This window comes from Staphylococcus sp. HMSC056G08 (assembly GCF_001812305.1).
Lineage (GTDB): Bacteria > Bacillota > Bacilli > Staphylococcales > Staphylococcaceae > Staphylococcus > Staphylococcus simulans.
In genome coordinates this window covers 36844-60605 of record NZ_KV808450.1, presented here as the reverse complement: position 1 = coordinate 60605, position 23762 = coordinate 36844, and the positions used below count along the sequence as shown (strand labels likewise).

Here is a 23762-nt window from a genome sequence, read left to right as displayed (position 1 = left end):
CGCTTCACTCTAACTCAAACGTTTTTTCGACTTCCGCCACAAAATCCTTACCATAGTTTGAGTTCCCTTTGATATTACTTAAGATATAATCTAACTCTTGGTCAAATTGTTCTAATTTTAAATCGTCATTTACATAAATTGCTTTCCCCTTATTTTCATGAAGCATAGACCAAGTCTCTTGCACAAAGATAAGATAGGAATAGGATTGTCCATCATCAAGGATATGAGCAAACCCGTAATTGTCACTATCAACGAGCATTTGCCCTGCTTCAGTCAACCCTTCTGTCGATTTATCTGTATAGCAATAAATGCCATCATCTTTCACTTTTATTTCGTTCACATAAATACGCATAACCTAAATCCTCCTTGTGTTATTCCTACTTATTTTAACATATGTACATCACTCATTACACAACCTAAATGCTTTGTATCACGAAGCCTATAAATTGAAATACTTTCAAATAGTTTTCAAATCGTCCATAATATATAGTCACAGAGGTGAACTGATGACTATTAATCAAGAAATCGAATATAAGCAACTACTGACACATAATCAATACGAAGCATTAAGAAATAGATATTTTAATACATTAAAACCTTTTACGCAAAAAAATCATTATATTGATACACCGGATTTCGCTTTAGCTGAACACTTGATGGCACTCAGAATTCGTGAAATTGATGACACGTATGAAATGACATTAAAAGTACCTGCTAAAGTAGGTTTAACTGAATATAATCACATGACTGAAGTCGTGCCAAAACAAGACATGCATCTTACACCTGACAAACTGCCAGATCCGATTCATTCTGTCTTACAAGAAACAGGTATAGATGTTACACAACTTTATGTATTAGGGGCATTAACTACCCACCGCATGGAGACAGAGATTGATGAAGGTCTCCTTGTACTAGATCATAGCGAATACCTTGGTACTGAGGATTTCGAGCTTGAATTTGAAGTGGAACAACCCGAAGAAGGTTTGAAGAAGTTTCAAGAAATCTTACAAGATTTCAATATTCAATCGTATATTCCTAAAAATAAAGTCGCTCGCTTTTTTGAAGTAAAAAACAAATAATCATTAAGCACAATTCGGTAGCACTCAGTCAAAAGTCGTATTACTTTTAATTGTAAAAATTCATGTTATATTAGATATATATTAAAGAAACAGGGTGAGAAAATGGCTTTGACACCTTACGAAGTAATAGGCCAAGAACGTCTATATCACATGATAGATTACTTTTATTCTCTTGTTGAACAAGATGAAAGAATCAACCACCTCTTCCCTGGTGATTTTGCGGAAACCAGTCGAAAACAAAAACAATTTTTAACGCAGTTTCTAGGAGGCCCAGCACTTTATACTGAAGAACATGGCCATCCGATGTTAAAAATGAGACATATGGATTTTCGCATAACAACCTTTGAACGAGATGCTTGGTTAGAAAATATGAATAAAGCGATTCAACATGCAGAGCTGCCTGCGGGTATTGATGAATACCTATATGAAAGATTGCGATTGACCGCAAATCATATGGTTAATTCTGAAAATTAATTGTAGGTGAATGAGATGTCTGAAGAGTTAAAGTTAATATGTAATCATAGACAAGATGAAATGAACCTTTCACCTGTGAGCAAGATAGAAATTTATTCTTTCTTCGATCCGTTTGATGAAGATTGTTTTAAACTATCCGCAATACTATCTAAATTAAGAGTTGAATATAAACAATATATCCGTATTCGTCATATATTAAACCCATCCTTACGCATACTGACGAAGTGCCAAGCTCAAAGTAGTTCAGAAAACGATAATATCGCATTGGCATATAAAGCTGCTGAACTTCAAGGGCGTGCACGTGCAGAACGTTTTATTCATTTAATGCAGAATGAAATTATACCGAAACGTGATATTATCACTGAAAATATGATTGAAGCGTCTGCGAAGAATGCAGGTTTGGATTATGACGTATTCAAAGAAGATTTAAAGAGTGGAAAGCTCACTGAAAGTCTGAAAGTCGACTTGCATATTGCGAGAGAAATGGAAGTCGATCAAGCACCTTCTCTTGTCTTTTTCAATGAAGATGTAACCGAAGAAGGTTTAAAAGTCGAAGGCTTATATCCTTACCACATTTATACTTATATCATTAATGAATTAATGGGCACACCTATAGAAAAGGAATTACCGCCTAAACTTGAAACGTATATTCAAGAACAGCAATTCGTTACACTAGAAGAGTTACTAACAATCTATGAATGGCCGAAAAAATTGCTGCAAAAAGAATTGAAAAAACTAGCTTTACAACAAAAAATTGAAAAATTAAGCAGTCCAGAAGGAGAATTCTGGAAAGCTAAATAATAGCTCGAGTGGAACACTTGTCATTGCGACAAGTGTTTTTTTATTTTATTTAAACCCGCACAACCCAATCATATTCAATTGTTTCCATTTAATAAAATTATCAATTATTCTTATCACAAACTAGAAACCGATAGTAATATCAAATACTTAAAAACTACCCTATTTTTTAAATTCTTTTATGTTATATTAAAAATGAGATATTTCACAAATCAATTTTATTGAATGGAGGAATAGCAATTGAATATAGCAAAAACATTTTTCAAAACTGCTTCCATGTTGCTGCTTGCAGCCATCATGGTCATCAGCGGTGCATTGTCATACGTCACACAACAAACAACTACCGCAAATGCTTCATCCGATTCACTTAAAATTAAAGTTGATAACACCGATGTTCCGGGTCAAGCAAAACAAGAAGCGAAACAACACTTCTCAAGTTATGCACAAGCCCTTTCTCAAATTGATCGTTCCGGTAATAACGGAGAATTCAAACTCGGTCACTCCTTTAAAATCTACAAATTCAATGGCCAAGAGGATGGCGACTTCTACTACCCTGTTATGCAAGGCGACACAATTAAGTATATCCTCACTGTAACGCCTAAGAGTGAAAATGACGTACACGCAAATAAAAATAATGCCAACTATAGTGTGCGTATCTCAAAATTCATCTCTGACGAATTAAATCAATATCGCCAAAACAATACCCCTATTACAATATTCACAAATAAAGACGGTTACTACATTGAACATGACAAACGTTTAGATCTAGTCATGCAAACAAAATTACCAGATGATAAAACAAAACCGTCAACACCTGCAGTTCCGAATTTAGAATTAAAACAAACCGTTAATGCGACACAAACAGAAGCTACACACAGCAGTGTTGCGACTAAATATGTCAACTTACTACCTAACTTCCAAATTCGTGAACAACAAGGCAACAATGGCTGGTGTGCAGGTTATACAATGGCTGCATTATTAAACGCTACAAAAAACACAAGCCAATATAGAGCACAAGACGTTATGCATCAAATCCACCCTGGACTATCTGGTCAAGCATTCCAATTCACTGGTTTGACTGCAGATGAAATGATTCAATACGGCCGTGCTCAAGGTAAAAATACATCTTATTATAATGGAATGCCAAGTTTTAATATGGTAGACCAATATACTAAGGACAATAAGGGTATAGCAATACTAGGAAAACAAATTGAAGCGACTCAAGGTATGCATGCTGGACATGCAATGGCAGTTGTAGGTAACGCAGTTACTGCAGATAACCAACAAGTCATTGTATTCTGGAATCCTTGGGATCGTGATTATTCATTACAACCAGCAGACAGTAACGTGATTCCTGTGTCTAATGGTGACCATTACCACTGGTACGGTTCTGTTGTTGGTTTCTAAAAGGACGGATAGCTAATATGGAAACAACTAGTATTAATGTGAAATATCTCAACTCGTTATCTGATTCAGAAGAAACGCTGTTAAATCATTTCCAAGGAGAGTGGCTAAGTCAAGACGATACCCTCTCTTTAGATATACGTATACTTTATTCAATCCCAAGCACTTTAGAAGATGTTTATGAAATTAAATCTATCAGTACAACAGATGACGAAATCGCCTTAACGCCGACATCTGACTCAGATTTTGTCATTTGTTTAAAGAAAAAAGATTTACAACACGTCAGCTATCAAGTGATCAATGCTGATCGTATGGGCAGTTCTCAGCGTTACATTTTAGAAAAAGGTTAATCCTTATCTAAAATACATCTCTCTACACCTATCGCGCAATAAACAAGGCGCCGGCAGTTTCATGGTAACCCCTACCATGGCTGCCGGCGCTTTTCTATATGTATCTATAAAACTTTAAAATTCACTTTATTAAATTTAAGCATAAAAAAAACGCCGTGTCTGAATACACGGCGCTAAACAAAGGGGATGGGAGAAATTTTTCACTTCAAACAAAGGGGTATGTTTGTTATGTGATTAATTTCATGGTCATAATATACCACGTGCCAAACCCTATTTCAAGGCGCTTAACCCATGAAAACGTTTTTGTCACAAACTTGTCATATTGTAAACGATTTCACAAACTTTACGCTTTAATTAGTTTTTCAAATTCATCTAATTTTTGTTCAAACATTTTACATGCTTGTTCGATTGGTTCTGGTGTTGTCATATCTACACCTGCATTTTTTAAGATTTCAATCGGATAATTAGAGCTTCCTTTTTTCAAGAATTCATTGATATAACGATCTACTGCAGGTTTACCTTCATTTAAGATTTGATAACTTAAACTTTGTGCTGCACTGTAACCTGTTGCATATTGATAAACATAATAATTCATATAGAAGTGCGGAATACGTGACCATTCTTTACTGATATCTTCATCAGTTTCTACAATATCACCGAAGTATTCGCGATTTAATTTCGCATATTCTTCATTCATGCGATTTGCAGTTAGTGGTTCCCCTGCTTCTTCAATTTGGTGAATTTTATGCTCGAACTCTGCGAACATTGTTTGACGGAATAATGTCGCACGGAAACGTTCTAATTCTTGGTTTAATAAGAGCAATCTGCGCTCATCATCTAAATTTTTCTCCATATAATCACTCAACAATGCTTCGTTTGTTGTAGAAGCAACTTCTGCGACGAAGATTGAGTAATCACTATGATTAGATGGTTGGAATTTTCTGCTGAAGTAGCTATGCGTTGAGTGACCAAACTCATGAATCAATGTAAATAAGTCTGAGACTGTATCTGACCAGTTTAATAAGATGAATGGGTTTGTTAAATGTGCACCTGAAGAATAACCGCCTGAGCGTTTACCTTTGTTTTCATACACATCGACCCAACGATTATTTAAACCTTCTTTAACGACATCTAAATATTCATCACCCATTGGTTCTAAAGCTTTTAACATCCATTCCACAGCTTCATCATAAGGCATTTCAAATTTGATATCTTTCACTAATGGTGTGTAGAGGTCATACATTTTCATATCTTCTAAACCTAAAACATCTTTACGTAATTGAGTGTAACGATGTAATAATGGCAGATATTTGTGTACTGTTTTAACTAAGTTATCATAAACCGCTTCAGGAATATGGTTGTTGCTTAAAGCTTTTTCACGAGCAGTTTTATAATTATGTGTACGCGCATTGAACACATGTTTTTTCACTTCACCTGTTAATGTCGCTGCTAAAGTATTGTTGTAAGCACCATAAGCTTTATATAAGTTTCTGAATGCTGAACGACGAAGTTCACGATCATCAGATTCTAAATATTTAATAAACGTACCTTGAGTTAATGGGTGTTTATTACCATCTTTATCTACCGCATCTTCAAATTCTAAATCTGCGTTACTGAACATACCATATACGTTAGATGGTGTTGATAAAGCATCTTGCGCTTCTGTTAATAATTTTTCTTTATCTGCACTTAAGACATGCGGACGTTCTTCATTGATTAATTTTAAATCAAAGGCATAACGTTCTAAATCTTTATTTTCATCGATGAATTTTTGAATTGTCTCTTCATCAATTTGTAAGATTTCAGGTACTAAGAAACTCCAGCTTGAGCTTAATTTAATCGCAAGTTGATGCGCGCGAGCTTCATAGCCAGTATATTTATCGTTGCCTGTATCTTGGTCTTGTTTTAAGTGTGCATAGACATAGACCTTTTCAAGTTCAGTTTCAATTTTATCTTCTAAAGCTAATGCTTCATATAGCGTTTCAGCGCTGTCCCCTAAGTGCCCTTTGAATTTCTCTTCAGCACCTAAATAGCCTTCTACTTCTTTAAATGCAGCTTCAAATGCTTCATCGCTTTCAAAGATTGTTGTTAGATCCCAAGTATACTCAGGATATTTTTGTTCTTGTTGCTCTCTTGTTAATTGTTGACTCATAAAAAAAGCCTCCTCTTATGCTAATGTCAATACTTAGATTTTCTCATTATTTCGTTTATTTTGCACGTCATTACCTCTATTAACTTGTATAGAAGAAACAATACAAATTCAAAACAAAACTTCTACGTCTCAACGTTGTCATTCAATTTCCCAGGAAATAGAAAAAACCTGTCCAACAAGGACAGGCTTAATCAATTAAATTTATATTATGCTTCTGTTGTGTCGTTAAAGAAACGACGTACTTGTGCAGTTACATTATGGCTCATAATGATTTTACCGTAGTCATTTAAATAAACTTCAGAATGATCACTTGGCGTTGCAAATTCTAACAATTGACTGTAGAAGTCATTGATTGTTTCTTCTACTACGCTGTCATCAAAATGAATTGCATAATAATATTCGTTATTCAACATATATAATAAATCTTCAAAGTCATCAGTTGGTTGATTATGGTGATGTGCATAATCAATGACAGATTCTAAATCTTCAAATTTAACAATAACTAAACGACCATTAGTACGACGTGGTTGTTGGAAACGATCTCTTGCTTGAGAGCGATTTGAACGTGATTGCTGTTTTTGTTCAGCTTCTTCATGTTCTTCTTCGAAAGTCTGTTCAAGCAATTCGTTTAATTGACGATCGAATTCACTGTTCATACTATCATCATTTAAGTTCATCATTTCTTCGTTTTTAGATTTAGAAATAGTGACTTCCACACCTTTTTCAAAAGCATGTACTTGAATCCATAATGGACCTTCAACTACAAAGTCTTCTTCTTCATTGATTTCTTCCATCATTGACCAGAAGAATTCTTCACCACGTTGACGGTTTGTCCATAAGTCTTCTCTTTTGAAACCTCTTGCTTCAATGTCACCATACGTTATGAAAAGTTTAACTGTTGTATCATCTACGCGCTCTATTCTCATATCATCTCACTCCTTACAGTCGATGAATAGCAATATCTAGACTTTAGACAAACTTTTCTAGAGTCTAGGCAGCGTCTACTTTGTCGACAACCTAGAATAGTACTCATATTGTATAAAAACGGTGTGCAAATTACAATTTATTTGTTTATAAAGGCATAACTGCTCTACCGTTGGCCTATTATAATAACATATTCCCTGAAAACACTCTATAAAAACTACTTATATCAGTAGTTGATCTTTTTTATTACATGCAAAAAGCCACAGTACTTTTGCACTGCAGCCCCTCACATTCATTTAATTGGATTTTAAATCCTATAAGTCTACCATACGTTGCGCTTCTTGTAGTTGGAACGTACGCACTTTTCTTGGTAAGAAACGACGAATTTCATCTTCGTTATAACCAACTTGTAAACGTTTTTCATCTAAGATAATCGGACGACGTAATAAGCCTGGGTTATCTTGAATAATTGTATATAATTCTTGTAGTGGTAATGAATCAATGTCCACGTTTAGTTTTTGATATGTTTTAGAACGAGTTGAAATAATTTCGTCTGTTCCGTCTTCTGTCATTTTTAAGATTTGTTTAATTTCATCAATTGTTAAGTGTTCTGAAAAAATGTTACGCTCCGTATACGGAATGTCATGTTCTTGTAACCATGCTTTCGCTTTACGGCAAGATGTGCAGCTTGGTGATGTGAATAGTGTTACCATACATCTCACTCTCCTATTTATCATGAATTAAATTCATTGATTTTGTTGATTTAGTTAAGGAATTTATCTAAAATCAAAACGCAGTACTCATCTATGTCCAAATAACTCGTGTTACTTTCAACTTAAACTTTGTCTACACGTTAAAATTTCCTTCTCTTAACTCTATGATTAAAGTATACCCTTTCAACATTAAAATTAAATGAGAAAAAAGGGATTATTTATAGAAAATTTAAAACATACCGAATTCTTGAGATCGAATAGCTAAAATGACGATAGCTTTTCAATATTTTGAATATAAAATGCCACACGGGTATGAGGTTAAAAATTTAGCTACATCTATATTTTAACACACATTACAAATATTTAAAATACTGCTATAATGAAACCATTACTATATTACGTAAGAAAGTGGGCATCTTAAATGGAAACTCTATTTTCAGGAATTCAACCAAGTGGAATTCCAACATTAGGCAACTACATCGGTGCACTTAAACAATTCAGTGAAGTCCAAGATGATTATAATTGTTTCTTCTGCATCGTAGATCAACATGCGATTACAGTACCGCAGGACAGACTGAAATTGCGTGAGCGCATCCGTCAATTAGCCGCAATTTACTTAGCATCAGGAATCGACCCAGAAAAATCAACATTATTTATTCAATCAGAGGTTCCTGCACACGTTCAAGCAGGATGGATGCTGACAACTATTTCTTCTGTAGGCGAATTAGAACGTATGACACAATTCAAAGATAAATCATCTAAACAAACAGAAGGTATCCCTGCTGGTCTTTTAACTTATCCGCCACTTATGGCAGCTGATATCGTACTTTACAATACGAATATCGTACCTGTCGGCGAAGACCAAAAACAACATCTTGAATTAACAAGAAATCTTGTAGACCGCTTCAACAGCCGCTACAACGATGTCTTAGTAAAACCAGAAGTACGTATGCCGAAAATCGGTGGTCGTGTCATGAGTCTTCAAGACCCTACTAAAAAAATGAGTAAAAGTGATGATAATACAAAAAACTACATCTCTTTATTAGACAATCCAAATACAGCAGCTAAAAAAATCAAAAGTGCTGTAACTGACTCAGATGGTATCATTAAATATGACAAAGATAATAAACCAGGTATCAGCAATCTTCTTTCTATTTATTCAAGCCTAACTGACGAATCATTCTCAGACCTTGAAAAACGTTATGAAGGCAAAGGTTATGGCGACTTTAAAGGTGATTTAGCAGAAGTCGTTAAAAACTTCTTAACAGAATTCCAAGAACGCTATAACGATTACTACCATTCAGATAAACTAGATGAAATCTTAGATCTTGGTCGAGACAAAGCTATTAAAGCTTCTTCACGTACATTACAAAAAATGGAAAATGCGATGGGCTTAGGCCGTAAACGCAAAAGATAAATAGTGACCTATTGAACAAGTGCTCTTGTGAGTGCTTGTTTTTTTATTCATAAGAAAAGCACCATTACTAAAAAAGTAACAGTGCTTAATCTTATTTATTCAATTATTTCAATTCTACTTTATCTAAGCTGTAATCAGGACCTACTTGATGATTTTCTAATCCTTTTACATTAGTTCTTAAAAGTTGAGCTAGACCACGTTGATACAATGGTACAACGTTACCACTTTCTAATACTTTATCTTCTGCTTGTTGTAAAGTTTTTAAACGTTCAGCAGGATTTTTAAGCGCTGTATCAGAGTTAGCTTTTTCTAATAAACCATCATATTCATCACTAGCATAACCAGTTTGGTTGTGTGGACTGTCTTTTTTGAATAAATCTAAGAATGTTGTTGGATCTGGATAGTCAGGAGCCCAACCAGCATATGAAATGTCATAGTTTTTCTCAGATTCTACTTTTAATTTTTGTTTGAATGGTAATTGTTTGATTTTTAAAGTCACACCAGGTAAGTTTTTCTCGATTTGTGCTTTCATAAATTCTGTTTCAGTAATTGCATTATCTTTGTCGTATGTTAAGAATTCAATTTCAAATTTATCTTTACCTAATTCTTTTTTAGCTTTTTCATAGTATGCTTTTGCTTCTTTAGCATCATAGCTTAAAGATGATTTAACGCCATCAGTGTAATCACGACCATCTTCTTTAACGATACCTTTTGTTGTTAATTTATCAGTCGCTGCAGAACCATTGTCTAATAATTTTTTAACGAATGTTTCTCTGTCGATTGATTTCGCAATAGCTTTTCTTAAGTTTTCATTTGCTAAGTCTTTATTCTTAGTTTCATTGACTCTTAAGAAGAAGACAGCTGATTCAGGTGTTGTTTTATAGTTTTTGTTGCCGTTATATTTTTTGATGTTTTCAGGTGTTAAACTTCTTACATAATCTAAATCTTTAGATTCAAACATATTCACTGCTGTTTGTGCTTCTTTAACAACTTTATAGTGAACTTTTTCTAATTTGATTTTGTCTTTGTTGTAGTATTTATCATTTTTAACTAAGTCCCAAGAGTCTTCATTTTTCCAATTTTCCAATTTGAATGGACCGTTGAAGATAACATCTTTGTCAGTTGTACCATAATTTTTCTCATGGTCTTTGACGAATTTTTCATTTTGAGGTAAAAAACTACCGAATGCTAATAAAGCTTTCATATATGGTAAGTCTTTAACCAATTCAATTTTCAATGTGTGTTTGTCTACTGCTTGAACACCAAGTTCTTCTACTTTTTTCTTACCTTCAGTAATTTCTTTGGCATTTTTAATGTTTTCGAACATGTAAGCATATTCAGCAGCTGTGTCTTTGTTTACAGTTCTACGCCATGAATATACGAAGTCATCAGCTGTAACAGGATCACCATTAGACCATTTTGCATCGTCACGAAGTTTAATTGTCCATGTTTTACCATCATCTGATTTTTTAGGTTCGCCTTTCGCAAGTGCAGGGATAATTTCATCTCCTTTACCTACTTTATAAAGGCCTTCATAAATTTGTTCGAATTGTGTGAATGCAACAGCGTCAGTCGCTTTTGATGGATCTAATGTCGGGATATCTGCTGATTCCGCGATTTTCAATGTCTTTTCGTCTTTACCTGCGTTGCCTCCGCCACTAGAACATGCTGTCAATACTAAAAGCGACGACAGAATACCAGTAGCTATCTTAGCTTTCTTATTCATGTTGTTTCCTTCTTTCTGATGTAATTTATATTAATGAATTAATATACTAGAGTTGTTGTGCTAATGCTTTCGCTTTTTCTTCAGTACAATAAACAAAATGTTTATCTTTCACTTCATATAATTTCAACGCTTCAGAGCGTTTAAAGCCAATGTTGCTGTCATCTTCAGGATGATACTCAATTATTTGTCTTTGGCGTTCAATATTCGGATTTGAAATCGGAATAGCTGATAATAAAGATTTTGTGTATGGGTGAAGCGGATTTTTGTAAATTTCTTCCACATCTCCAAGTTCAACAATTTTACCTTTATACATCACGCCAATACGATCCGAAATGTATTTGACCATAGATAGATCATGAGCAATAAATAGTATTGTTAATCCCATGCTTTCTTGAAGCTCTTGAAGCAAGTTAACCACCTGAGCTTGAATAGAAACGTCTAATGCTGAAATAGGTTCATCAGCAATAATAAGCTTAGGATTCACTGCTAAGGCACGTGCAATACCGATACGTTGACGTTGCCCACCTGAAAATTCATGCGGATAACGATAAGCACTTTCTTTATTAAGACCTACTAATTCAAGCAGTTCAAACACACGTTGTTTTCTTTCTTCTTTTGATTGATGTAACTTTTGTACATCTAACCCTTCCGAGATAATATCGATAATTTTAAATCTAGGATTCAAAGAAGCATATGGATCTTGGAAAATCATTTGGACATTCTGTGTGAATTCCAATTTTTCTTTTCGTGATTTTATTTTTTGAGAATCCTTACCTTCAAAGATAATTTCACCATCTGTTGCTTGATACAAATGCATAATCGTTCTACCTAGTGTTGATTTCCCACAACCTGATTCACCAACAAGTCCGAATGTTTCTCCTTTAAAAACCGTTAAGCTGACATCATCAACCGCTCTCACTTCATTCGGTTTACCGATATTAAAATACTTTTTGACATGTTTCACTTCTAAAATTGGCTCTGTCATGCTTTGCTTTCCTCCTCTACTTGAAGAAGTAAAGGTTTTTCAAAAGTCTCTTCTTCAAACTCTTCATTCAACACTTTAACTGCATCAGGCACTTCAAATGCTGGTGTTGCTTCATGATATAACCATGATTTAGCATAATGTGTTTTACTGAATTGATATGTTGGCGGTGCTTGTTCAAAATCAATGTCCATCGCATAGTCGCTTCGTCTTGCGAATGCATCACCCACCGGTGGGAACATTAAATCTGGCGGCGAACCTGGAATTGAGGCTAATTTAACAGACTTATCAGTTTCTAAATGCGGCATTGAACCTAATAATCCCCATGTATACGGATGTTTTGGATCATAGAATATTTCATTCACTGTGCCATATTCTACAATTTCACCTGCATACATTACCGCTACTTTATCCGCAACATTCGCAACAACACCTAAATCATGAGTAATAAAGATGATGGAAGTTTTATATTCTTGTTGTAATGCTTTAAATAGTTCTAATATTTTTGCTTGAACTGATACATCTAGAGCGGTTGTCGGTTCATCCGCAATAATGATTTTAGGATCTAATATTAATGCCATTGCAATAACAATACGTTGACGTTGCCCACCTGAAAATTGATGCGGATAATAATTAAATCGTTTCTCCGCATTAGGTACACCCACGCTTTCAAGTACTTTGATAGCTTCTTGTTTGGCTTCGTTATGCCCTATCCCTTTATGAACTTTTAATAATTCGGTGATTTGCTTTCCAATTTTCATTGTTGGGTTCAATGCTGTCATTGGATCTTGGAAAATCATTGAGATTTCTTTACCTCTAATTGATTGCAGTTCTTTATTCGTTAAATCAACAAGATTTTTATTTTCAAAAATAACACTGCCTTCTTTGATTTTAGCTATTCTTGGTGGCAATAATTTTGTAATAGCTTTTGTTAATACAGATTTACCAGAACCTGATTCCCCTACAATTGCTAATGTTTCCCCTTCTTCTAAATCCAAGCTTACATTACGAACGGCTTGAACAACGCCATTGTCTAAATGAAAATCTATATATAAATTCTTGATTTCTAATATCTTATTCATATGTTACACTCCTGATGTTTATTCTGATTTAGGATCAAATGCATCTCGAATTCCGTCACTAAACAAATAGAAACAAAGTATTAATAGACTTAAAACAATCGCCGGAATAAACAATTGATACGGGAATGTTAATAAGAACTATCTACCAGTATTCACAAGAGAACCTAAAGAAGCTTGTGGTGCTTGGATACCAAGTCCGATAAAGCTTAAAAATGCTTCGAAGAAAATTGCGCTTGGTACTGTGAACATAGAGGTTACAATGATTGCTCCAGTTGCATTCGGTAAAATATGTTTGAAAATAATTTTTAAATTTGAAACGCCTAAAGAGCGTGCAGCTAATACAAACTCTTCATTTTTTAATTTCATAAATTGACCACGTGTAATACGACTCATCCCAATCCAACCTGTCACACTCATGGCTAAAATGATAGTCCATATCGATGGTTCAAAAATAAGCACAAATAAAATCAATACAATCAAGTTAGGAATCGAGCTTAATATCTCAATTAAACGTTGTAAGAATAAATCTGTTTTACCGCCAAGATAACCTGATATCGCCCCATAGGTCACTCCGATTGTGACATCCATAAAAGCGGCTACTAAACCGATAAAGATTGAAATTTGTGTACCCTTCCATGTTCTCGTCCAAATATCGCGACCTAAATTATCTGTACCGAACCAATGGTATTTTTCAACATGTTGTTCTGCATATAAATCACGACCGCTCGCATCCTTACCATCGAATGGTAAAAATGACACTTTATCTAAACCTTGAATTTTAGGTGGTAAATTGGCACTGTTTGTATCTTGTTCATAATACGTATATGAACTAACAAGTGGCCCTATTAGTGCAAATAATACGAGTATGATTAATCCGATCATGCCGTAAAAAGCTGCTTTATTTTTACGAATTTGCAACCAGACATGCTTAGCTGTCGAATGATATTCTCTTTCATTTTTCTCAATATCGTTCACATCAATCGTTCTGAATCTGAACTTTGATAAATCAACACGCTTTAGTTCATTTGATGACTTAGTCTCTGATGATAATTGCGTCATGATTCTTTACCTCCTTGTGTTCTGATTCGTGGATCGATAATGCCATAAAGAATATCTACAACAAAAATTGAAACGACAAATAAGAAACTGAATAATAATGTCAATGCCATAATAACTGGATAATCATTAGTTTGAATTGATCTTACAAATTGATCACCAATACCTGGTATGGCAAAAATTGTTTCAATTGTAAGCGTTCCTGTTAAAACGCTGGCTAACATTGGAATTGCAACCGTTACAAGTGGAATTAAAGTATTACGTAACGCGTGCACAAATAAAATTCTTGGTTCTGATAACCCTTTAGCTCTTGCTAATAAAATATAATCAGAACTCAATACTTCAATCATTTCTGATCTGATATACCTAGCAATAACTGCTATCAATCCTAGTCCTAACGAAGCAGTCGGTAATACAGCAGACTCTAATGATGTCCATCCACTAACTGGGAAAATTGCTAATTTCACTGCCAAGAAATATTGCAGCAATACAGCAAGTACAAAAGCAGGAACCGAAATGGCAAATACTGTAATAACAGTAGATGTATAATCAATCCATGTATTCTTTTTAAATGCCGAAATCAATCCGAATAAGATACCGAATATTACAGCAACAATCATGGCATACAATCCAATTTCCATTGAAGGCCCTAAACGGGGTTGTATAAGAGACCAAACCTCTTTATTATCGTATTGAAAAGATACTCCGAAATCTCCTTTGATTACTTTTCCTAAATAATGTACATATTGAACAGGCAAACTATCGTTCAAACCATATTTTTCATTAATAATTGCTTTCTGCGCAGCACTCAGTTTTTCATCGTTAAACGGAGATCCTGGCATCAGTTTCATTAAGAAAAATGTGATAGACATAATTAAAAAAAGCGTGATGGCCATAAAGCCGATTCTTTGTAGTATATACTTAATCATGTTGTTCACTCTCTCGCTTGTATTTTCTGAATCTTTTGATAAGCGTATTATACCCACTTTCTTGGTTTAGTGCAATAAAGATTTTTATTTCATTAGTAATAAAAATACACTATAATAATTGCATATCATATCGAAGAGGTGGCTTGGCTTTGCAACCAAAAATCTATAAAATTTCAATCTCAATTATTTTAATTGCATATAGTTTGATTAGCTTGTTTGTCTATTTTAATGAATCACTTAATTCTCTTTTATTCGTATGTTCATTTTTATTATTTGCTTTACTTGTTATAAAACCATTGATTTTTAACGGTTCCTTACACCTTTTTAACTACGTTTTTAGTCGATTTAATTCAAAAATCAGTAAAAAGAAACAATCTAAAACACCTGATACCTTGTTTGATCATTACAAGAAAGTCTCTCAAATTAGAAAACCTAATTACTTTTGGATTTTAATCAGTCTTAGTTTCTTTATTGCTACTATTTTTATTGCTTTATTTCATTCTCATTGATTTAGAAAAGCATTTCTTATTTTATCTTTCTTGCCTTGAACAATCTAAATAGTAATGCCTCTATTAACTTAAATGTTATATAATAATGATATAAGATGAATGAGAGGTGTAGCACATGCTTTCTACAATAATAAGAACAGTAGCTTGTATCGCAGCAACAATTTATGTGGGGTATAGTCTTTTTGTACATTACGATATGGTTATTAACACAATTTTATTTATTGGTTCCTTTATCGTTTTTGCATTCTTTGTGGGTGTTTCATTGATTAAAAACGGTAACCTTCCGTTCTTTCATAATGCTCAACAACGTGCTGAATCTATCGGTACGAATTACTTTTGGATTTACGCGAGTTTGACTTTTTATATCGGTACAGTTTTTATTGCGGTTTTCCATGAGCTATAAGTAAAAAAACAGCACCAGTACATTAATTTTCTTGTACTGGTGCTATCTTTATTAGTTTGCTTCTAATTATTGATAAATCTTACTGCCTTGTTCTACGAAATCTTTCGCTTTTTCTTTCATCGCATCTTGTCTTTCTTGCTCATCAAAATGATGTTGACGTAAATCATGAGAAATACGCATTGAACAGAATTTAGGTCCGCACATACTACAGAAGTGTGCAACTTTTGCTGACTCTTTTGGTAAGGTTTCATCATGATATTCACGCGCACGCTCTGGATCTAAAGATAAATTGAATTGGTCAATCCAACGGAATTCAAAACGTGCTTTACTAATTGCATCATCACGTTCTGATGCACCTTTCAAGCCTTTCGCTAAATCTGCCGCATGTGCTGCAATTTTATAAGTAATTACACCTTCACGTACATCGTCTTTATTTGGTAAACCTAAGTGTTCTTTAGGTGTAACATAACAAAGCATTGCGGTACCATGACTTGCGATTTGTGCTGCTCCGATGGCAGATGTGATATGGTCATAAGCTGGTGCGATATCTGTTGTAAGTGGTCCTAATGTATAGAACGGTGCTTCTTTACAGTAAAAATCTGCTAAATCTTGGTTTTCTTTGATTTTATGCATTGGAATATGTCCTGGACCTTCAATCATAACTTGAACATCATGTTTCCAAGCGATATCCGTTAATTCACCTAATGTTTTTAATTCTGAAATTTGGCTTTCATCGTTCGCATCATAAATTGAACCTGGTCTTAATCCATCTCCTAAAGAGACCGCAATATCATAACGATTTAAGATTTCACAAATATCATCAAAGTGTTCATATAAGAAGCTTTCTTCGTGATGCGCTAAACACCATTGCGCCATGATAGAACCTCCACGAGAAACAATACCTGTTAAACGATCAACAGTTAATGGAACATAACGTAGTAATACACCTGCATGGATAGTAAAGTAGTCTACACCTTGTTCTGCTTGTTCAATTAATGTGTCACGATAGATTTCCCATGTTAAATCTTCTGCAATACCATTTACTTTTTCCAATGCTTGATAAATTGGAACTGTACCTACAGGAACAGGTGAATTTCTTAATAAATATTCACGTGTCGCATGAATGTTTTTACCTGTAGATAAATCCATAATTGTATCTGCACCCCAGTGTGTGGCCCATACTAATTTTTCAATTTCCGCTTCAATCGATGAAGACACTGCAGAATTACCGATATTCGCATTAATTTTTACTTGAAAGTTTTTACCAATAATCATCGGTTCAGATTCAGGATGGTTCACGTTATTAGGAATAATTGCGCGACCTCTCGCAATTTCATCTCTGACAAATTCTGGTTCGACACCTTCACGCGCAGCCACAAATTTCATTTCTTTTGTGATGATACCTTGTTTTGCATAATACATTTGTGTCACACGTTTACCTTCTTGCGCACGTTTAGGCTGATATTTAAATGGCGTTTCAACGAATTTATGATGACCTTCTTTTTTAAAGCCATTATCAATCGATTGCACCTTACGTCCTTCATATACTTCTATATCTTCACGCGCTTCAATCCAGTTAGAACGTAATTTCGGAATACCTTTTTGGACGTCTACTTCATAACCTTCTTCGTGATATACACCCGCTGTATCATACACTGTAAGAGGTTCGTTCTTTTGTGTGCTGTAATCTGTCACCGTATCACTGAGTTCAATTTCACGAAACGGCACACGAATATCTTCATCTGCCCCTTGTTTAAAGACACGTCTGCTTGCTGGAAAACCTTTTTTCAATTCAATTTCTTCTTGTTTCATAAAATAATTCCTCCCTGCATCATTGCTAGGAGGCCTATAAAACATCAAGACAAGACAAATAAGAAAACGCATTCATAATTTTATGAATGCGTAAGGATTTTATACATATACAACTAAAAATAAACATATCTCTATGTCCATCTATCGTCATATTGAATTTCTGTTTCTTAATCATCTATGTACGCTTCCCTACGCTAGTACTAACTAGATCAGGTTCAAAGGGTTGATGGTATATCTTTCAGCCATTTCGGCACCCCTAGCAATGAGATATTTAATTTACATTTTTATACTAACATTCAACAATCTATTATACAAGTCAATGTGCGGTATCACATTTTAAAAGTCATAGTTATGTTATTAAGTTAAGTGTTTTCTCATTCTATTTAATGTAATCATTGAGGCCTTTGCTTCACCCACTTTTTCATAACCTAACTTTTGATATAGAGCATTTGCTTTGTAATTGATTTGATTTACAGTTAGTGAAATCTTATTAAATCCTGCTGCTTTAGCTTTATGTTCCGCTTCTTCCAACAAAGCTTGTCCGACACCTCTATGTTGAAACTCGGATGAAACAGATAACATACTGACATGATACTCATCATCTTTACCTTCTTGCATACGAATTAATGACAAGATAGATTGATAATAATTCAAAATATGCGGAAACACAAAAATGTGTTTTAACAAAGCAATTTGAATGACTGTCGAAACTAAACTTCGTTCTAAGTCACGATATGGCATACATGTCATCAACCCTGCTACTTTATCATTAATCGTTGCTTGAAGTGTATGTTCATAGCTGAAGCGATTCTTTTTCTTGCGATACATTTTCTGCATATAGTGTTCAATTAATCGGTCATTCTGACTCCCTAACATCGCATGACACATATCACCAATCGCGACATAGCTTAAATGTCCAGCTTGATCAAAATCACGTGATGCTGAAGTTATTTTTATAGTATCATTCACGCGTAGCGCTCCTTTTTTCTAGTTTGTTGGTGCAAGTTGTCTTACTGTATTCATACGCAATTTATGATTTGGAATCGGCATGTGCAACATCCACTCATCAATCATATGCTTCCTATTAATTTCATCTAACTTGCTTTGGACTTCTTCCTTATTTCCACTAATAATATGCATACGTTTTTCTGTCACTTCAAATGTTTCATCAGTTTGTGATAAATAATCATCAACTTGTGCTTTAGTATTTAAAACCGTGCGTCTGCCATCTTTAGAAATCAATTCAAAATGACGTTGTGAAAATCGAAATGGTAATTGATTATCACCAACTGCTGTAACCATAGCGGGTATACTTACAATAAAGCGTCCTTCTGGGAAGCGTGATTTATAAGCCTCTAAAGCCTCCTCTAGCGCTTCTTGTTCAGCGTTAATAAAGAATGCATAGATGACACCAACTTTAGCTTCTGCAGCTTGTATTACTGAGTTTAAACTCGTGCCCAGTAAATATACAGGTACACTTGAGATCTCACTTTTACGTTTGGCCGTTTTTAATCCTGCGTATTTAGATGAATTATCAAAATTTTGAGTGTTCAAGCGATTCAATATCTCAAATTTCTCATCAAATGAAAAGTAGTGCTCTTTCAACTCTTCTTTTAAGATTTCAGTTACCTTAGGATATCCTCCTGGTGCTTTTCCTACCGCCAAATCTACACGATGGTTAGATAATTCATCCATTAAATGAAACTGTTCGATTATTTTAAGCGGATGATAATGCTGCAACATAACACCACCAGAACCTATGCGTAGATTTTTAGTTTGATTCAATAAATGCATCGTTAAGATTTCTGGAGATGTTCCAATCACATCTTTCAAATTATGATGTTCTGCGACTAAATAACGTGTATATCCTAATTGATCTGCAAGTTGCGCAAGTTCTATCGTTTGTTTTAAAGCTTCTTGTGACGTTTGATTTTTAGTAATGGGCGTTTGGTCTAATATACTGACCGGCAACATATAACCCTCTCCTGTTCTTGTCTCTCTTACTTGTCATGCTAGGGTTAAGCGTACATAAAGTCAAAGACTACGATTTTCTTAAATTATGCATAAAGAAAAACACGGCCAAAACTGACCGTGTTTCAATATTTAAATCCCCTTATTGTGTGAAAAATTATCCCTTTGTTTATTACTCTTTATCTTTCTTTTTCTTACCTGTTTTTCTATCGATATCTTTATCGATGTAGGCTGTTTTCAATGAATCTCTACCACCAACTTGGTGATAAACTACACCTTTAATTTGTGGATTTTTCAAGTAAGCTCTACCTTGTTGATAAAGTGGTGCAACTGGTGCTTCTTTCAACATTAATTCTTCTGCTTCTTTCAATTTATTAATTCTCTCTTTTGGATTCTTTAATAAAGGTCCATTAGCTTCTTTTAACATATCATCATACTGTTTACTGCCCCAATCTGTATTGTTTTGAGCATTTCCAGTAGTCATAATGTCTAAGAAAGTCATCGGGTCTGGATAGTCTGGTCCCCATCCAGATAGAGACATAGAATAATTCATTGATAATTCAGCTGTGACACGCTGTTTGAATGGTAATTGTTTAATATTGACAGTTACACCTGGTAAGTTTTTCTCCATTTCAGACTTGATAAATTGTGCTGAAATTTTTGCTGATGCTGTATCTTGAGTATTTAAAGTGAATGTGAATTCATCTTTACCAAGAGCCTTCTTCGCTTTTTCAAGATGTGCTTTAGCTTCCTTCGGATTATATTTCAATGGAGATTTTACCAATGAAGCATAATCTTTACCATCTTCAAGAATAGCTGTTTTCTTAGCTGTAAAGCCATCAAATGGTGCAGATCCATTATTTAAGACTGTATCAACGTAATCTTTTTTGTTGATAGATTGTGCTACTGCATAACGCATATCTTTGTTTTTAAATTCTTTTTGTTCTTTTTCATTGAGTTTCAAGAAGAACGTAGAAGCAAATAGTCTTTTGAACAGTGCAGGATTCTTTTCGTATTTATCTACCTGTTCAGAAGTTATTTCCGTAACATCTGCTGAACCTGTATCATATAAAGATGCACCTGCTTGTTGGTCTTTCAATATTTTATAGCTAACTTTATCCAATTTAACTGCTTTTTTGTCCCAGTAATCTTCATTTTTTTCTAAAAGAATTTTATCTTCCACTTTCCACTCTTTCACTTTGAATGGACCGTTATAGACAACTTTGTCAGCAGTTGTCCCATATCTCTTGCCATACTTTTTCGCAACTTTTTCATTTTGTGGCATGTATGTACCAAACGCTAGCATTTGATCAAAATATGGTAACGGTTTAGTTAGTTCAATTTGAAGTTTATATTTATTTAAAGCTTTAACGCCTAATTTATCGGGAGACATTTTACCTTCATTTATCTTCTGAGCATTCTTTAAATCATACATAATATATGCATATTCAGATGCTGTTTCAGGTTTCAATGCTTTTCTCCAAGCAAAGACGAAGTCATGTGCAGTAACTGGATCGCCATTTGACCACTTCGCATCTTTTCTAAGTTCAATCGTTAAAGTTTTACCGCCATTACTTTTTTTCGGCTTTTCTTTAGCAACACCTGGCTGAATTTTATCTTCTCTATCCAATGTATATAAACCTTCAAATACTTGGTTATATGTGTTGAATGAAACTTCATCAGAAGCTAATACACTATCTAATGTACTCATATCTTGAGAAATTACTTCTCGATACACTTGCCCTTTATCATCATAAATACCACCGCCTTGACTGCACCCACTGAGTATGAGGGCTGCTGCAGCAAGCATCATGGCTAATGAAATTAATTTTTTCTTCATCGCTTTATCCCCCTTACACTGTTTGTTGTAATCTTTGTTTTAATTCTTGCGCTTCCTCATCTGTCACAAAGACATAATGTCCTGGATTGATTTCTTGTAATGAACGTTCATCATTCTTTTCAGCATCTTCTTTATAGACAATACGTGTTCTTGTACGTTCACTTTCAGGATCTGGTTGAGGTACTGCTGATAGCAAAGATTGTGTGTAAGGATGTAAAGGATGATTATAGATTTCATCCGCAGTCCCTAATTCTACAATTTTACCGAAATGCATAACCGCAATTCTATCTGAAATATACTTCACCATAGATAAATCATGGGCAATGAATAAGAAAGTAATACCTTTCTCACGTTGAAGTTTCAACAATAAGTTGACCACTTGTGCTTGAATTGAAACGTCTAGCGCTGAAATCGGTTCATCTGCGATGATGAATTCTGGTTCAACTGCCAAAGCACGTGCAATACCGATACGTTGTCTTTGTCCACCAGAGAACTCATGCGGATAACGATTCGCGTGTTCTTTATTTAAACCTACTGTTTCTAATAAGTCATATACGCGTTTTTTACGATCTTTCGTATTCTTTGCTAATTTATGAATATCAATACCTTCAGCAACGATATCCATCACTTTTAATCTCGGATTCAATGAAGCGTATGGATCTTGGAAAATCATTTGGATTTTCTTATTGAATTTCAACATATCTTTACGCTTTTTAATATCTTGTATGTTAACCCCTTCATAATAAACTTCTCCAGCTGTCGCATCATTCAACTTAATTAAGGCTTTACCAGTGGTTGACTTTCCGCAACCAGATTCTCCTACTAAGCCGAATGTTTCCCCTTTGAATATCTTGAATGAGATACCTTCAACAGCACGAACTTCATTACGCTTTCCGACATTAAAGTATTGTTTTAAGTTATTAACTTCAAGCAACACTTCTTGTGACGGTTCTTGTTGACGTTGTTCAGCTGTTTCCCTTTGTTCTTGTTCAATATTTTTTTGTTGCTCTAGCGCTGTATTTGATTCGTTAAATTTTTGTTCACGATTATCCTTCATTGAACGCCACCCCCTCTTGTCGTTGTGGTTTATCAAACTTATTCGCCATTTTTCTTTGACGTTGTTTCACAAGCTCTGGCGGTTCAACTTTCGGCGCTCTTTCATCTAACAACCATGATTTCACAAAGTGTGTCGGTGATACTTTGAACCATGGCGGCTCTTCTTCAAAGTCGATATCTAATGCATATTGACTTCGTGGTGCGAATGCATCTCCTTTTGGTGGGTGCAACAAGTCTGGCGGTGTTCCTGGGATTGCTGTTAATTCAATATCATTACCTGTTTCTAAGTCAGGCATTGAAGATAACAGTCCCCAAGTATATGGATGTTGAGGGTCATAGAATATTTCATCAATTTCTCCTCTTTCAATCATTTGTCCACCGTACATAACTGCAACACGGTCTGCGATATTTGCGACGACACCTAAGTCATGCGTAATGAAAATAATTGATGTATCAATTTTTTGTTGCAGACGTTTCATCAAGTCTAAAATTTGTGCTTGCATTGTCACGTCTAATGCTGTTGTCGGTTCATCTGCGATTAATACTTTTGGTTCACATGCAAGTGCTGTCGCAATGACAATACGTTGTCTTTGCCCACCTGAGAATTGGTGAGGATAAGCTTTAAAGCGTTGTTTCGCGTTTGGTAAACCTACCATTTCTAAAATCTCTAGCGCACGTTTTTTTGCTTGTGATTTACTATAGTTACGATGTTTAATCAGAGGTTCCATCACTTGTTTACCTATTTGCATCGTTGGATTTAACGACGTCATCGGATCTTGGAAAATCATAGAGATGTCTTTACCTCTTAATTTGATTAATTCTTTTTCAGGTTTTTGTGCTAAGTCTTCACCTAAGAATAAAATTTCGCCTTTTTTAATTCGGCCAGCATCTCCTTGGAAGAGTTTTGTCAGTGCTTTCGTTGTCACTGATTTACCAGAACCTGATTCACCTACAATCGCAAGAGTTTCTCCCTTTCTCAAATAAAAGTCTACACCACGTACAGCTTGCACTTCTCCAGCATCAATATCAAAGGAGACATGCAAGTCGTTTACTTCTAATATTTTATCTGACATCCTTTTTGCCTC

General features: G+C 34.7%; 21 protein-coding genes, 1 pseudogene and 1 riboswitch. Of the genes and pseudogenes, 7 read left to right on the top strand and 15 right to left on the bottom strand.

Annotation, left to right across the window (positions count from 1 at the left end; translation table 11 throughout):
• Positions 1 to 4: 4 nt before the first annotated feature.
• The gene (locus tag HMPREF2846_RS04135) at positions 5 to 352 is read right to left on the bottom strand and encodes a UPF0738 family protein (RefSeq protein ID WP_002480403.1); all 348 of its coding nucleotides are present in this window, start codon (positions 350 to 352) and stop codon (positions 5 to 7) included.
• Between the two features lie 154 nt (positions 353 to 506).
• Between HMPREF2846_RS04135 and HMPREF2846_RS04130 the strand changes: the two genes are divergently transcribed.
• From HMPREF2846_RS04130 to HMPREF2846_RS04110, 5 genes are all read left to right on the top strand, one after another.
• Entirely contained in the window at positions 507 to 1079 is a 573-nt protein-coding gene (locus tag HMPREF2846_RS04130; RefSeq protein ID WP_060803850.1) for a CYTH domain-containing protein, read from the top strand.
• 102 nt (positions 1080 to 1181) lie between these two features.
• On the top strand, positions 1182 to 1553 hold the full coding sequence (locus HMPREF2846_RS04125; protein ID WP_070625823.1) for a truncated hemoglobin YjbI: 372 nt from the start codon (positions 1182 to 1184) through the stop codon (positions 1551 to 1553).
• A gap of 15 nt (positions 1554 to 1568) precedes the next feature.
• On the top strand, positions 1569 to 2354 hold the full coding sequence (gene yjbH / locus HMPREF2846_RS04120) for a protease adaptor protein YjbH (protein ID WP_060803849.1): 786 nt from the start codon (positions 1569 to 1571) through the stop codon (positions 2352 to 2354).
• 237 nt (positions 2355 to 2591) lie between these two features.
• Positions 2592 to 3758, top strand: coding sequence for a C47 family peptidase (locus HMPREF2846_RS04115; RefSeq protein ID WP_083309971.1), 1167 nt, complete (start codon positions 2592 to 2594; stop codon positions 3756 to 3758).
• Between the two features lie 17 nt (positions 3759 to 3775).
• Positions 3776 to 4105 carry a hypothetical protein gene (locus HMPREF2846_RS04110; protein WP_070625822.1) on the top strand — a complete coding sequence of 110 codons (330 nt, stop codon included), beginning with the start codon at positions 3776 to 3778 and terminating at the stop codon, positions 4103 to 4105.
• A 343-nt stretch (positions 4106 to 4448) separates the two neighbouring features.
• Here HMPREF2846_RS04110 and pepF read toward each other — a convergent pair whose 3' ends face one another.
• The 3 genes from pepF to spxA form a co-directional block, all read right to left on the bottom strand.
• Positions 4449 to 6257 (bottom strand): oligoendopeptidase F, encoded by a 1809-nt coding sequence (gene pepF / locus HMPREF2846_RS04105; protein ID WP_023015808.1) that lies wholly within the window; start codon positions 6255 to 6257, stop codon positions 4449 to 4451.
• Between the two features lie 206 nt (positions 6258 to 6463).
• Positions 6464 to 7183 (bottom strand): adaptor protein MecA, encoded by a 720-nt coding sequence (gene mecA / locus HMPREF2846_RS04100; RefSeq protein ID WP_002481952.1) that lies wholly within the window; start codon positions 7181 to 7183, stop codon positions 6464 to 6466.
• A gap of 312 nt (positions 7184 to 7495) precedes the next feature.
• Positions 7496 to 7894, bottom strand: coding sequence for a transcriptional regulator SpxA (spxA, locus tag HMPREF2846_RS04095; protein ID WP_002481951.1), 399 nt, complete (start codon positions 7892 to 7894; stop codon positions 7496 to 7498).
• Between the two features lie 421 nt (positions 7895 to 8315).
• Here spxA and trpS point away from each other — a divergent pair, with 421 nt between their 5' ends.
• Positions 8316 to 9311: a tryptophan--tRNA ligase gene (gene trpS, locus HMPREF2846_RS04090; protein WP_002481950.1), complete on the top strand. Its 996-nt coding sequence runs from the start codon at positions 8316 to 8318 to the stop codon at positions 9309 to 9311.
• A gap of 103 nt (positions 9312 to 9414) precedes the next feature.
• Here the strand turns inward: trpS and HMPREF2846_RS04085 are convergent, their stop codons facing one another.
• The 5 genes and pseudogenes from HMPREF2846_RS04085 to opp3b form a co-directional block, all read right to left on the bottom strand.
• Positions 9415 to 11037, bottom strand: coding sequence for a peptide ABC transporter substrate-binding protein (locus tag HMPREF2846_RS04085; RefSeq protein ID WP_070625820.1), 1623 nt, complete (start codon positions 11035 to 11037; stop codon positions 9415 to 9417).
• Positions 11038 to 11083: 46 nt separating this feature from the next.
• Entirely contained in the window at positions 11084 to 12022 is a 939-nt protein-coding gene (locus HMPREF2846_RS04080; protein WP_057510799.1) for an ABC transporter ATP-binding protein, read from the bottom strand.
• Positions 12019 to 13101, bottom strand: coding sequence for an ABC transporter ATP-binding protein (locus HMPREF2846_RS04075; RefSeq protein ID WP_057510798.1), 1083 nt, complete (start codon positions 13099 to 13101; stop codon positions 12019 to 12021). Before HMPREF2846_RS04075 ends, HMPREF2846_RS04080 begins: the two co-directional genes overlap by 4 nt.
• Positions 13102 to 13119: 18 nt before the next feature.
• Positions 13120 to 14160 (bottom strand): annotated as a pseudogene (opp3C, locus tag HMPREF2846_RS04070) (oligopeptide ABC transporter permease).
• Complete coding sequence (gene opp3b / locus HMPREF2846_RS04065; protein WP_060803844.1) at positions 14157 to 15086, bottom strand: oligopeptide ABC transporter permease; 930 nt, start codon at positions 15084 to 15086, stop codon at positions 14157 to 14159. Before opp3b ends, opp3C begins: the two are co-directional and overlap by 4 nt.
• 624 nt (positions 15087 to 15710) lie before the next feature.
• Between opp3b and HMPREF2846_RS04055 the strand changes: the two genes are divergently transcribed.
• A complete protein-coding gene (locus tag HMPREF2846_RS04055) occupies positions 15711 to 15998 on the top strand; it encodes a hypothetical protein (RefSeq protein WP_070625812.1) in 288 nt (95 codons plus the stop codon).
• A gap of 66 nt (positions 15999 to 16064) precedes the next feature.
• On the opposite strand, the gene thiC is transcribed toward HMPREF2846_RS04055, so the two are convergent.
• The 6 genes from thiC to HMPREF2846_RS04025 all read right to left on the bottom strand — a co-directional run bounded on the left by thiC (position 16065) and on the right by HMPREF2846_RS04025 (position 23750).
• A complete protein-coding gene (thiC, locus tag HMPREF2846_RS04050; protein ID WP_057510794.1) occupies positions 16065 to 17810 on the bottom strand; it encodes a phosphomethylpyrimidine synthase ThiC in 1746 nt (581 codons plus the stop codon).
• A gap of 169 nt (positions 17811 to 17979) precedes the next feature.
• A riboswitch (TPP riboswitch) is annotated at positions 17980 to 18078 on the bottom strand.
• 89 nt (positions 18079 to 18167) lie between these two features.
• A complete protein-coding gene (locus HMPREF2846_RS04045; protein ID WP_083309969.1) occupies positions 18168 to 18779 on the bottom strand; it encodes a GNAT family N-acetyltransferase in 612 nt (203 codons plus the stop codon).
• 18 nt (positions 18780 to 18797) lie between these two features.
• Complete coding sequence (locus tag HMPREF2846_RS04040; protein ID WP_070625810.1) at positions 18798 to 19784, bottom strand: MsnO8 family LLM class oxidoreductase; 987 nt, start codon at positions 19782 to 19784, stop codon at positions 18798 to 18800.
• A gap of 169 nt (positions 19785 to 19953) precedes the next feature.
• Entirely contained in the window at positions 19954 to 21621 is a 1668-nt protein-coding gene (locus HMPREF2846_RS04035; protein ID WP_070625808.1) for a peptide ABC transporter substrate-binding protein, read from the bottom strand.
• Between the two features lie 13 nt (positions 21622 to 21634).
• On the bottom strand, positions 21635 to 22678 hold the full coding sequence (locus HMPREF2846_RS04030) for an ABC transporter ATP-binding protein (protein WP_002481943.1): 1044 nt from the start codon (positions 22676 to 22678) through the stop codon (positions 21635 to 21637).
• Complete coding sequence (locus tag HMPREF2846_RS04025) at positions 22668 to 23750, bottom strand: ABC transporter ATP-binding protein (protein ID WP_002481942.1); 1083 nt, start codon at positions 23748 to 23750, stop codon at positions 22668 to 22670. Before HMPREF2846_RS04025 ends, HMPREF2846_RS04030 begins: the two co-directional genes overlap by 11 nt.
• Positions 23751 to 23762: the final 12 nt, after the last annotated feature.